The following is an 11,544-nucleotide window of genomic DNA, read 5'->3' as shown; positions in this document are numbered from 1 at the left end:
TTGATCCAACAGCGTTTGACTGCGATTGGGTCAACCAATGGCTGAAGAAGCAGGTGAAGGTCTGATCAACAAGAGGGTGTCGGGCGGACGCTTACGAGGAGTCAGTGGGATGTGTTCGAGGGGACGGACTGCGCGGAAACGTCGAGAGGGCGGGTACGGCACGCATAAAAAAGCCCGCGAGAGAGGCGGGCTTATTCAGGGCTGACCTTCAAAGGCAATCGGACTTGCTTATCTGAAAGTCAGTGATCGGAGCACTGCTTGAGTCATTGATTGTGTATTTGATCAAGAGCCCCGACTTCACGAACTGTCCTAGACCTTTTTCATCGCAGGATACAGAGGCCGCAAGAGCCTTTTTGTCTTTCGTAAATGCGTCGGAGTCGATTTCATCTTTCGAGGTTGTTGTAAGCGTGTAGGAAATACGCATGATCCCGTCGTTATAGGTTACCGAATCAAGACGTGTGCCATCGACCATCTTCGGGGACTGGGCATTCATGATGAGCGCGGTCCCTTTAAGCTGGCGTTCTCGCTCCTCCTTTTTGTCTTCCGAAGCAGACCGTGCATGCCAGAGTTGAAGCAGGACAAAGAGTGAGATCATTACTGAGAAAAACAGGATAGGTCCGCGGTACTGCTTCAACTGAGATCTCCATGGCAAAAGGCTATCGGTTATTTGACCATGCCGTCCCCCTCATCTCAAGCCGGAAAAATGCCGATGATTGTTTGGTTGAAGAGGATCGAGGACAGGTGGATACAAACGCCAGCTCAGGTGCCTGCTGTTCTTAAGACGGTTGGATGGCAGCATAGTGGCTTGGTGTGTTGCCATTGACTGGGACTCCGAATTGGATGCGTCTGGGGGGAGGTGAGCCTGAAGGTTATCCAAGGACGTTTGTTGAGAACCTGAGTGGCAATTGCGCTCTGGTTACCGAGTCATGGTCTGAGGGAAGAATCAACGGTCGTCTTCTCTGGACCAAGAAGCAGGCTCGAAAGGCTGTTACCTGCCCATAGACGCCTGTGTAAGGGCTGGTTTCGCGCCGGTAAGAAGGGACAAACCCACGATTCTGAGGCCGTCAGATTAATGCACGCACCTGGCCCGTTCTTGGCTCGTAGCAGCGAAGTATTGGTGCTAAATTCGGCGCGTCCAGCGTGTGGGCCCATCTGGCTCAGCGGGATATTTAACCCCTCTCTCAACCGATTTTGTGGATATGGAAATTCAATGAACACTTCCAAGCTTTCGATTGCGCTGTCCTGCGCTGTTGCTGTTTTGATGTTGAGCGGATGCGCTGCCTCTGTGAAAAGCGGCGGGACTGAAACGCTCGTCATTCAGGAGTCAGCCAAGCAGAACCTGGTCGTAAACTTTCAAGGCAATAGCAAGGTTCAACAAAACGAGGATTGGCCTCGCTTGAAGCAAGAATGGAATGACGCCCTGCAAGTCGAAGCAACTCGCGCCGGCTACAGCCTTAAAGAGGCTCAGGCATCAAGCCTCGAAGGCAAGGACGGTGTCGGTATCAAGATCAACGTGACCAATTTCCGTTACCTGACCCCAGGTGCTCGCTACGGAGCCGGGGTCATGGTGGGAAATGCGTGGGTCAATTCCAGTGCAGACTACTCGGACTTGAAATCGGGTCACCTGATTGGAACTCGCACCTATGACACGTCCTCGTCGGCTTGGGAAGGTGTCATGTCGGCTATGACCAAAGAGCAGGTCCAGGCTATTTCCCAAAAAATCATAAGTGATATCAAGAGCGCAAAAGCCAAGTAATGCGATCCTGGTTAACCGGCGTCCTGAGTCGACGAATAAAGCGGGTTGCGGAAGAGCGCGGATGACTCAATGGAAAACACAGGGGTTCTGGAGTAAGGCGTGGACCTATGCGTTGTTGGTATTTCTCGTGGTGTTTACCTTTTACTCCGACGCGACCTGGTTGGGCGACGGCTCATCCAAGCCCAGGCGGGTCTTCAGCCCCGGCTTCATCGCGTTCTGTGCATTGGTGGCTGTGTTTGAGCTAATGGTGCTGAATCACTTCTATGGTGCGAACAGATGAGGTGAGAGTTAAAGGATTGAGGGGATGCGGGGCAGGCCACGATTATGAGACGGGCTGATTACAGATGAACTCAAAATCGTGGTCTGTCCCCTGTTTCCCCCTAACGTCCGGCTACATCCCTCCAGCTTCACTCAATCCGACCCCGGAACTTTTCCTTAAAATGATGTCAATTTGATAGCGTGTCGCGACGCTCAATAAATGAGGATCAACCAGTGCCAGGCTGTTTCCTGGCAGACCCAGGAACGTATGAAATGAAACTGATTCTTGCGATGGTATTGATGTTCAGCGGTTACGCCTTTGCCGGTTGTGGCAACATCGATGATCATGACCAGCGCGCTTATTGCAATGCCAGGGAAAGCGGCAGCAGTTGCGGAAACATCGATAATCACGATTTGCGTGCGGCGTGTAACGCAGAGCTGGGAGGCAGTTCTTGCGGCAACATTGATGATCATGACCAGCGGGCGTATTGCAATGCCAAGCAGGGCGGTAGCAGTTGCGGCAACATCGATAATCATGACTTGCGTGCGCGATGCAACGCGGAGACGGGTAGCAGTTCCTGCGGCAACATTGATGACCATGACCAGCGCGCCTACTGCAATGCCACCACCGGCAGCAGTAGTTGCGGGAATATCGACAATCATGATCTACGCGTCCAGTGTGAGTCCGCGAAGCGCTGATTGGGGGCATCGGCGGTGGAATGGGTAGGGAGCACCTGCATAGCGTTCCGCCGTGATGTATCTGCGTCGAAGCTGATGAAGCAACGCCCCGAGGAAGGGTTGATCAATGCCAAAGAAACTTCAGGAAAGCAAAGCAGCGACTGCTGCTGACATTGAGCGCTCCATCCAGGCACTGAACAAAATGGCAGAACGCCTCTGGGGCGATGGTCGGGAGGCTGAGGCGAAAGCCCTGCTCGATGCCTTGGATGCTTTAAACAGGGCGCTCGACAGGATCAGGATAGGGGAGAGTCGCAGGGTTCTTCATTGAAGCGTGACGAGAAATGGGACACACCCACGATATAAAACGGGCCGATTACAAGGGGGGCAAAATCGTGGTCTTGTCCCTGGCTTCACGGCGTCGGCGTACCTTTGGCGCGCAATGTACGGACCGGACACATGGTTGACACCTGTGCGGGGACATAGTGGACACATTATGCACCGTAGTCAGGGGTATTCACGTCGAAGGTCCGTAGGAAGTGNCCTTCGTTCAGGCATGCCGAGCCTAGGCGAGGCACCGAGTGGTGGGGCARRAGCGCTTTGGTTACTTTCGCGCTTTTTGTACGGACCGGACACATGGTTGACACCTGTGCGGGGACATAGTGGACACATTATGCACCGTAGTCAGGGGTATTCACGTCGAAGGTCCGTAGGAAGTGATGGCAGAAGTAGACGTCAAACAAGCCATCGCTTTCAGCGTTAGGGCGTATTGCGATGTGCTGTCCAACCAGTCCTTTGGCGATGCTGAAGTAGCGTTTCTGAAAGCGAAACCGACTGTGATAAACCTTGGCCAACACATCATCCGGGCCATATTCAAAGTCTGACAGTTGCTGCGGATACGCCCAGGGGCTGCTCCGATAGCGGTCCATAGGCACCTTGTAGCCCAGCGCCTGATGGGGGCGTTGTAGGTTATAAACCTCACGCCATTGATCAAAAGCCGATTGAGCGTCCATCAGTGTGGAAAAGTGACGTCCATTGAGCACTTCTGCTTTGAGTGAACGATGGAAACGCTCGAGCTTTCCATTGGTTTGAGGGTGTCGAGGACGGCTGAAGCTGATCCGAATTCCCAGCCGAATCAGCCAGATACTCAGCTCTGTAATTTCTCCTGGATTGCGTGGCGAACCCCAGGGCGGGCCGTTATCAACGTTGATACGAGCCGGCAAGCCATAGCGCTGGAAAACCTCAATCATCTTCTCCTTCACCGTGGCTCCCCGTTCGTTGTCACAAGCCTGAATGGCCAGGCTGAACCGAGAGTGGTCGTCCAGCAGGGTCAGGGGGTGGCATCGACCTTGTTGCAGCGCGAAATGCCCTTTGAAATCCATCTGCCAAAGATCATTAGGCGCGTCGTGTTCAAACCGCAGCGTCGCCGCTTGTTCTTTCTGAGACGGTTGAATCAGGCCATGCCGGTGCAAGACATTGGTAACGGTACTTGGAGCGATACGCCTTTCCAACAGGCTGCTAATGGTGCGTCCGCCCCATGCTGGATGGGCCTGCCTAAGGGCGATGACTTGTGCTTCCAAAGCGGCCGGGGTCAGTTTGGGGCTGGTCGCTGGTCTGCGGGATTTTTCTTGCAGACCAGACTGGCCCTGCGCTTCGTAGCGTTCGATCCACTTGTACGCTGTTTGCGGGCTGATACCGAATCGTCGGCACAGCTCACGTTTATTGCTGCCGGGTTGCCGTGCTAAGGCAACGAATTCTTCTTTCAGGCTCATGGTGTCTCTCGTAGTCCAGGGCATGATGGTTTTCCGGCGAAATTAGCTCGCTGGAAAGTGTCCACCATGTCCCCGCACACCCGTCAACCATGTGTCCGGTCCGTACACGCGTAGTCCAGGGCATGATGGTTTTCCGGCGAAATTAGCTCGCTGGAAAGTGTCCACCATGTCCCCGCACACCCGTCAACCATGTGTCCGGTCCGTACACGCTTTTCGAAAGTGACCCGCCGTCAGGGCGGAACCCTAAGCCGCCGTTACCGCAGCAACGGATATACACACCAAAACAAGTACCGCAAAAAAACAAAAAAAAACGGCACTTCCCATTTCTGAAAGAAGCGCCGCTTTTTCTAAGTGAACAGCATTACGACGAGTCAGGGCTTTTAGGGGGGGCGTGGATTACTTGGAAGCTTCCACCACACCACTCTGGCGGCTCTTGAGATTCTTGGCAGCCTTGTATTGCAGGGCCACTGACGGCACGTCGGCGCTTTTTCCGGTCTCGACCCAGCTACGAATCCGGCTCGCATCGGCGAAGTGCGTGTACTTGCCGAATGCATCGAGGATCACCAGTGCCATCGGGCGATTGCCCATCTTCGTCACCAGCACCAGACAGTGGCCGGCTTCGTTGGTGAAGCCGGTCTTGGTCAACTGGATATCCCAGTTGGCCTTGTGGACCAAGTGGTCAGTGTTGCGGAAGCCCAGGCTATACACAGGCTTGCGGAAGGTAACGGTCTTTTCCTTGGTGGTGCTCAGTTCGCTCAGCAGTGGATACTTGCGAGCGGCGATCAGCAGCTTGGTCAGGTCCCTGGCGGTCGAGACGTTGTGGATCGACAGGCCCGTCGGTTCGACGTAATGGGTGCTGGTCATGCCCAGCGCCTTCGCCTTGGCGTTCATGGCGGCAATGAACGCCGCATAGCCACCTGGATAGTGGTGGGCGAGGCTGGCGGCGGCGCGGTTTTCCGAAGACATCAGGGCGATCAGCAGCACCTCCCGGCGTGACAGCTCGCTGTTGAGCTTGACCCGGGAGAACACGCCCTTCATCTCTGGGGTGTTGGCGATGGTGATGGAGATGTACTCATCCAGGTTCTGTTTGGCATCCAGCACGATCAGGCCGGTCATCAGCTTGGTCACCGACGCGATGGGTACCACCACGTCCGGGTTGCTCGAATAGACGACTTTATCCGTCTGCAGGTCCAGCAACATCGCGCTGCCCGAGGCGACTTGCAGCTTGGCCGTATCCCGTGGGGCTGCGATGGTTTCCTGTGCAGCGACATTTTGCGTGATAAAGCTGCCTGTGAAAGCGATGAATAGGCTGATGATGGAAAGACGGATTTTCACGCGAGTAGACTCGATAGAGTTGAAGGTGCCGTTGAGCAACGACTTTTAAAAAAAACGTCGCATTTTAGGAGTATGGGCGACAGCAGCGCTATATGCCTGTACCGCCAGGGCTTGTGAATAAATAAAGTTTCATGAGGGGGATTTTGGCGAAACGAATTTGAAAAATTCGTAATTTGGCGGCTAAAGTCCGGTCGCCAGAAACACCTGTGGGAGCGAGCTTGCTCGCGATAGCGATGTGTCAGTCAACTGGATGTTGGCCGGTCCATCGCTATCGCGAGCAAGCTCGCTCCCACAGGTTTTTTGTTGACGCGTATCAGCCGTGCAGCGTTTCAGCCGCGTACAACGTGTTTTCCAGCAGGCAGGCGCGGGTCATCGGGCCTACGCCGCCGGGTACCGGCGTGATCCAGCCGGCGCGGGGCAGGGCGGTCTCATAGACGACGTCGCCCACCAGCTTGCCATCTTCCTGGCGATTGATGCCCACGTCGATGACGATGGCGCCTTCCTTGATCCACTCGCCTTTTACCAGGCCGGGTTTGCCGGCGGCCACCACCACCAGGTCCGCGCGGCCGACATGACCAGCCAGATCCTTGGTGAAACGATGGGTCACGGTCACGGTGCAGCCGGCCAGCAGCAGCTCCATGGCCATTGGACGACCAACGATGTTGGACGCACCCACCACTACGGCGTCGAGGCCATACAGGTCCACGCCAGTGCTTTCCAGCAGCGTCATGATGCCTTTAGGGGTGCAGGGACGAAGCAGCGGGATGCGCTGGGCCAGGCGACCGACGTTATAAGGATGGAAGCCATCGACGTCTTTGTCCGGGCGGATACGCTCCAACAGCTTGGAGGCGTCGAGGTGTTCGGGCAGCGGTAGCTGGAGCAGAACGCCGTCGATGTTCGGGTCATCGTTCAGGCGATCGATCAGATCGGCCAACGCTTGCTGGGTGGTTTCGGAAGGCAGGTCGTAGGCCTGGGAAAGGAAGCCGACCTCTTCACAGTCTTTACGCTTGTGCGAGACATAAACCTGAGAGGCAGGATCGCTGCCGACCAGGATCACCGCAAGGCCGGGCGTGCGCAGGCCTTGCTGGCGGCGCTCGGTGACTCGTTGGGCGATCTGCTGGCGCAGGCTGGCGGCGATCGATTTGCCGTCGATAAGTTGTGCAGTCATTGCGCGTGGTTAACCATCGAGAGGGGAAAAAAAGAGAACGCATTCTCGCATGTCGGGGCGTGGGGGCAAAGGCGCTTGGTCTGCAAATTCCCCTAACCCCTTTAATTAAATGAATTTTTTTTAAAAAAGAGTTGACGACCTATCAGGCCGTCTATAACATTCGTCGCACTTGTCGGGCACAGCCTAGCACTGGTTAAGAAGGTGGAGCGGAGTTGGTTGTTTCAACTCGGTAAAACTGAAAGCACTTAGTTTGTAATCGTCCAAGAATACAGATTAAAAAGGCGCCCGTAGCTCAGCTGGATAGAGCATCCGCCTTCTAAGCGGATGGTCGCAGGTTCGAGTCCTGCCGGGTGCGCCAATTAGGCAGCTTTGGCACAAGTAAGGCAACAAGGCAATATGGTGGGCGTAGCTCAGTTGGTAGAGCACGGGATTGTGACTCCCGTTGTCGTGGGTTCGATCCCCATCGTCCACCCCATATTCTAGAAAGGCGCCAGATCTAACAATCTGGCGCCTTTGCTTTAAAAGCTTGATACGCGGATGTGGTGGAATTGGTAGACACACTGGATTTAGGTTCCAGCGCCGCAAGGTGTGAGAGTTCGAGTCTCTCCGTCCGCACCATACAAGTCGCTATTTAAATAGCAGAAAACGGCGCAGTACCTGAAAAGGGCTGCGCCGTTTTTGTTTTCAGTGGTTCTGTGTTTGGCGTCGGTACGGTTTTTGGCGCTGCGCGTAGCGGTCGGTTCGTCGCGAATGTGTTTCGTGATGATGCGCGACATGTCCGTCGGTCTCCTTGTGGGGGCGGGCGTCGGGCGATCGGGCAAGCCGCTTCTATATATAGAAGCGTCGGCGCAGAGCCTTGGGCTGAATCGGCTGTATTTGCAATCCGGGTGGGGCATGACCGTTTGTCCCGTCCTAAATCCGGCGCCTGTTTCCAGCGCGTTTTCAGTAGGGTGACTTCTTGAGTTTGACCTACTAGAATGCATGCCCTTGATTCTGGGGTCGGAAACGCCCGGCCAACGTCTGTGCAACGAGGAATATCCATGCAAGTTTCTGTTGAAAATACTTCTGCTCTTGAGCGCCGCATGAGCATCACCGTGCCGGCTGAGCGCATCGAGACTCAGGTCAACAAGCGTCTGCAGCAGACTGCCCAAAAGGCCAAAATCCCAGGTTTCCGCCCAGGCAAAGTGCCAATGAGCGTGATCCGTCAGCGTTACGAAGCTGATGCGCGTCAGGAAGCCGTGGGCGACGTGATCCAGTCTTCGTTCTACGAAGCGGTCGTCGAGCAGAAGCTGAACCCGGCCGGTGCTCCGTCCGTCGAGCCTAAAGTGCTGGAAAAAGGCAAGGACCTGGAATTCGTCGCCACGTTCGAAGTGTTTCCTGAGTTCACGGTTGCCGGTTTCGAATCCATCGCCGTCGAGCGCCTGAGCGCTGACGTGTCGGATGCTGACCTGGACAAGATGCTGGACATCCTGCGCAAGCAGAACACCCGTTTCGAAGTGACTGAGCGTGCTGCCCAGAACGAAGATCAACTGAACATCGATTTCGTCGGCAAGGTCGACGGTGAAGTGTTCGCGGGCGGTTCCGCCAAGGCTACCCAGCTGGTACTGGGTTCCGGTCGCATGATTCCTGGCTTCGAAGACGGCCTGGTTGGCGCCAAGGCCGGTGAAGAGCGCGTTCTGAACGTGACCTTCCCTGAGGACTACCAGAACCTGGACCTGGCTGGCAAAGCCGCCGAGTTCACCGTGACCGTCAACACTGTTTCCGAGCCGAAACTGCCTGAGCTGAACGAAGAGTTCTTCGCCCAGTTCGGCATCAAGGAAACCGGTCTGGAAGGTTTCCGTACCGAAGTTCGCAAGAACATGGAACGCGAGCTGCGCCAGGCCATCAAGTCCAAGGTCAAGAACCAGGTCATGGACGGTCTGCTGGCCTCCAACCCGATCGAAGTGCCAAAGGCCCTGCTGGACAACGAAGTGAACCGTCTGCGCGTGCAGGCTGTTCAGCAGTTCGGTGGCAACATCAAGCCGGACCAGCTGCCTGCCGAATTGTTCGAAGAACAAGCCAAGCGCCGCGTCGTACTGGGCCTGATCGTCGCCGAAGTGGTCAAGCAGTTCGAGCTCAAGCCTGACGAAGCCCGCGTTCGCGAGCTGATCCAGGAAATGGCCTCGGCCTATCAAGAGCCTGAGCAAGTTGTGTCCTGGTACTACAAGAACGACCAGCAGCTGAACGAAGTCCGTTCGGTTGTGCTGGAAGAACAAGTTGTGGATACTGTTCTGCAGAAAGCTAGCGTGACCGATAAAGCGGTCTCTTACGAAGAAGCGGTCAAGCCGGTGGAAGCTCCACAAGCCGATTGATGGTTCTGCGGTAAGAAATAAACACCCATAAGCCAGCCTTCGCGCTGGCTTATGCGTATTCAAGACATAACTATTTGGGAGTGACTGCGAGACATGTCCCGCAATTCTTTTTATCAGCAGAGCTCTGACATCCAGGCCGCAGGCGGCCTGGTCCCGATGGTTATCGAGCAGTCCGCCCGCGGCGAACGTGCCTATGACATCTACTCGCGTCTGCTCAAGGAACGCGTCATCTTTCTGGTGGGCCCGGTAGAGGACTACATGGCCAACCTGATCTGTGCGCAACTGTTGTTCCTTGAAGCCGAAAACCCGGACAAGGATATCCATCTCTATATCAACTCCCCTGGCGGTTCGGTGACGGCGGGCATGTCGATCTACGACACCATGCAGTTCATCAAGCCTAACGTTTCGACGACCTGTATCGGTCAGGCTTGCAGCATGGGTGCGTTTTTGCTGACAGCTGGTGCCCATGGCAAGCGTTACTGCCTGCCGAACTCGCGCGTGATGATTCACCAGCCGCTGGGCGGTTTCCAGGGCCAGGCATCGGATATTGAAATCCATGCCAAGGAAATCCTCTTCATTCGCGAGCGCCTCAATACCTTGATGGCCAAGCACAGCGGGCGCACGCTAGAAGAAATCGAGCGCGATACCAACCGCGACAATTTCATGAGCGCTGAAGCCGCACGTGAATATGGTCTGATCGATGAAGTGATCAACCAGCGCCCCGCTTAAAATAAGCAGCTCAAAATGAGGTTGATCGGCAGGTCCGATCACCTGCGGGCTTGAAAAAGCCCGCAATTGCCTTCATCTTGTGTTGCAAGCCTATCGGATTTGGATCGATCGAATGACTGACACCCGCAACGGCGAGGACAACGGCAAACTGCTTTATTGCTCCTTCTGTGGCAAAAGCCAGCATGAAGTGCGCAAATTGATTGCCGGCCCCTCGGTCTTCATTTGCGACGAGTGCGTCGACCTGTGCAATGACATCATCCGCGAGGAGGTGCAGGAAGCCCAGGCCGAGAGCAGCGCGCATAAATTGCCTTCGCCTAAAGAAATCAGCGGCATCCTTGATCAGTATGTGATTGGTCAGGAACGTGCGAAAAAGGTACTGGCCGTAGCGGTGTACAACCACTACAAGCGCCTGAACCAACGTGACAAGAAGAATGACGACGTCGAACTCGGCAAGAGCAACATCCTGCTGATCGGCCCGACAGGCTCGGGTAAGACCCTGCTTGCCGAAACTCTGGCCCGCTTGCTGAACGTTCCGTTCACCATTGCCGACGCAACCACCCTCACCGAGGCGGGTTATGTAGGTGAAGACGTCGAGAACATCATTCAGAAGTTGTTGCAGAAGTGCGACTACGATGTGGAAAAGGCCCAGATGGGCATTGTCTATATCGATGAAATCGACAAGATTTCCCGCAAGTCCGACAACCCGTCCATCACCCGGGATGTTTCCGGTGAGGGCGTGCAGCAGGCCTTGCTCAAGTTGATCGAAGGTACGGTCGCTTCCGTTCCACCCCAAGGTGGTCGCAAGCATCCGCAGCAGGAATTCCTGCAAGTCGACACCCGTAACATCCTGTTCATCTGCGGCGGTGCGTTCTCCGGCCTGGAAAAGGTTATTCAAAACCGTTCCACCCGTGGTGGCATTGGTTTCAACGCCGAAGTGCGCAGCAAGGAAGAAGGCAAGAAAGTCGGTGAGTCCCTGCGTGAAGTCGAGCCTGACGATTTGGTCAAGTTCGGTCTGATCCCGGAATTCGTCGGTCGTCTGCCGGTCCTGGCAACGCTGGACGAGTTGGATGAAGCAGCGTTGATGCAGATCCTGACCGAGCCGAAAAACGCCCTGACCAAGCAGTATGCCAAGCTGTTCGAAATGGAAGGTGTAGACCTGGAATTCCGTTCCGACGCGCTGAAATCGGTCGCAAAACGTGCCCTGGAGCGTAAGACCGGTGCCCGTGGATTGCGCTCGATTCTCGAAGGCGTATTGCTCGACACGATGTACGAGATCCCCTCGCAGTCCGAGGTGAGTAAAGTCGTGATCGATGAAAGCGTCATAGAAGGCAAGTCCAAGCCACTGTATATCTATGAAAACAGTGAGCCGGCTGCCAAGGCCGCACCGGACGCTTAAGCGTCCCGCTGCCGGAACAAAGGAGGGGCCTTCGGGCCCCTTTGCTTTTTGCGCGTTTTAGACGTGTCTTAGCGCTTGTTTTTTTTCAAGGCTGCCCCCATCTT

General features: G+C 55.3%; 11 protein-coding genes and 3 tRNA genes. 10 read left to right on the top strand and 4 right to left on the bottom strand.

All coding sequences use genetic code 11. The annotated features are described in order from the left end of the window. Positions 1–208 precede the first annotated feature (208 nt). Entirely contained in the window at positions 209–634 is a 426-nt protein-coding gene (locus ASC85_RS07625; RefSeq protein ID WP_223523236.1) for a hypothetical protein, read from the bottom strand. 576 nt (positions 635–1,210) lie between these two features. Here ASC85_RS07625 and ASC85_RS07620 point away from each other — a divergent pair. The 4 genes from ASC85_RS07620 (at position 1,211) to ASC85_RS07605 (ending at position 3,020) form a co-directional block, all read left to right on the top strand. Continuing rightward, positions 1,211–1,756, top strand: a complete 546-nt coding sequence (locus ASC85_RS07620) for a DUF4410 domain-containing protein (protein WP_038858732.1) — start codon at positions 1,211–1,213, stop codon at positions 1,754–1,756. A gap of 61 nt (positions 1,757–1,817) precedes the next feature. Next, positions 1,818–2,036: a hypothetical protein gene (locus ASC85_RS07615; protein WP_038858730.1), complete on the top strand. Its 219-nt coding sequence runs from the start codon at positions 1,818–1,820 to the stop codon at positions 2,034–2,036. 251 nt (positions 2,037–2,287) lie between these two features. Next, positions 2,288–2,713: a hypothetical protein gene (locus ASC85_RS33005; RefSeq protein ID WP_038858728.1), complete on the top strand. Its 426-nt coding sequence runs from the start codon at positions 2,288–2,290 to the stop codon at positions 2,711–2,713. Positions 2,714–2,819: 106 nt separating this feature from the next. Further along, on the top strand, positions 2,820–3,020 hold the full coding sequence (locus ASC85_RS07605; protein WP_013693816.1) for a hypothetical protein: 201 nt from the start codon (positions 2,820–2,822) through the stop codon (positions 3,018–3,020). 340 nt (positions 3,021–3,360) lie between these two features. Here the strand turns inward: ASC85_RS07605 and ASC85_RS07600 are convergent, their stop codons facing one another. The 3 genes from ASC85_RS07600 to folD form a co-directional block, all read right to left on the bottom strand. Continuing rightward, a complete protein-coding gene (locus tag ASC85_RS07600) occupies positions 3,361–4,485 on the bottom strand; it encodes an IS481 family transposase (RefSeq protein ID WP_057448847.1) in 1,125 nt (374 codons plus the stop codon). A 372-nt stretch (positions 4,486–4,857) separates the two neighbouring features. After that, the gene (pbpG, locus tag ASC85_RS07595) at positions 4,858–5,796 is read right to left on the bottom strand and encodes a D-alanyl-D-alanine endopeptidase (protein WP_057448846.1); all 939 of its coding nucleotides are present in this window, start codon (positions 5,794–5,796) and stop codon (positions 4,858–4,860) included. Between the two features lie 313 nt (positions 5,797–6,109). Then, positions 6,110–6,964 (bottom strand): bifunctional methylenetetrahydrofolate dehydrogenase/methenyltetrahydrofolate cyclohydrolase FolD, encoded by an 855-nt coding sequence (gene folD / locus ASC85_RS07590; RefSeq protein ID WP_057448845.1) that lies wholly within the window; start codon positions 6,962–6,964, stop codon positions 6,110–6,112. Positions 6,965–7,245: 281 nt separating this feature from the next. On the opposite strand from folD, the gene ASC85_RS07585 reads away from it, so the two are divergent. From ASC85_RS07585 to clpX, 6 genes are all read left to right on the top strand, one after another. Continuing rightward, a tRNA-Arg gene (locus tag ASC85_RS07585) sits at positions 7,246–7,322 on the top strand. Between the two features lie 41 nt (positions 7,323–7,363). Further along, a tRNA-His gene (locus ASC85_RS07580) sits at positions 7,364–7,439 on the top strand. A gap of 58 nt (positions 7,440–7,497) precedes the next feature. Next, positions 7,498–7,582, top strand: a tRNA-Leu gene (locus ASC85_RS07575). Positions 7,583–8,004: 422 nt separating this feature from the next. Next, positions 8,005–9,315 (top strand): trigger factor, encoded by a 1,311-nt coding sequence (gene tig / locus ASC85_RS07570; RefSeq protein WP_003199860.1) that lies wholly within the window; start codon positions 8,005–8,007, stop codon positions 9,313–9,315. 93 nt (positions 9,316–9,408) lie between these two features. Next, positions 9,409–10,044, top strand: coding sequence for an ATP-dependent Clp endopeptidase proteolytic subunit ClpP (clpP, locus tag ASC85_RS07565; protein ID WP_003199862.1), 636 nt, complete (start codon positions 9,409–9,411; stop codon positions 10,042–10,044). A 112-nt stretch (positions 10,045–10,156) separates the two neighbouring features. Next, positions 10,157–11,440 carry an ATP-dependent Clp protease ATP-binding subunit ClpX gene (gene clpX, locus ASC85_RS07560; protein WP_003183176.1) on the top strand — a complete coding sequence of 428 codons (1,284 nt, stop codon included), beginning with the start codon at positions 10,157–10,159 and terminating at the stop codon, positions 11,438–11,440. Positions 11,441–11,544: the final 104 nt, after the last annotated feature.

Source organism: Pseudomonas sp. Root401 (assembly GCF_001425105.1).
Lineage (GTDB): Bacteria > Pseudomonadota > Gammaproteobacteria > Pseudomonadales > Pseudomonadaceae > Aquipseudomonas > Aquipseudomonas brassicacearum.
The sequence above is the reverse complement of the archived record's forward strand: the minus strand, read 5'-3'. Positions and strand labels throughout refer to the sequence as shown.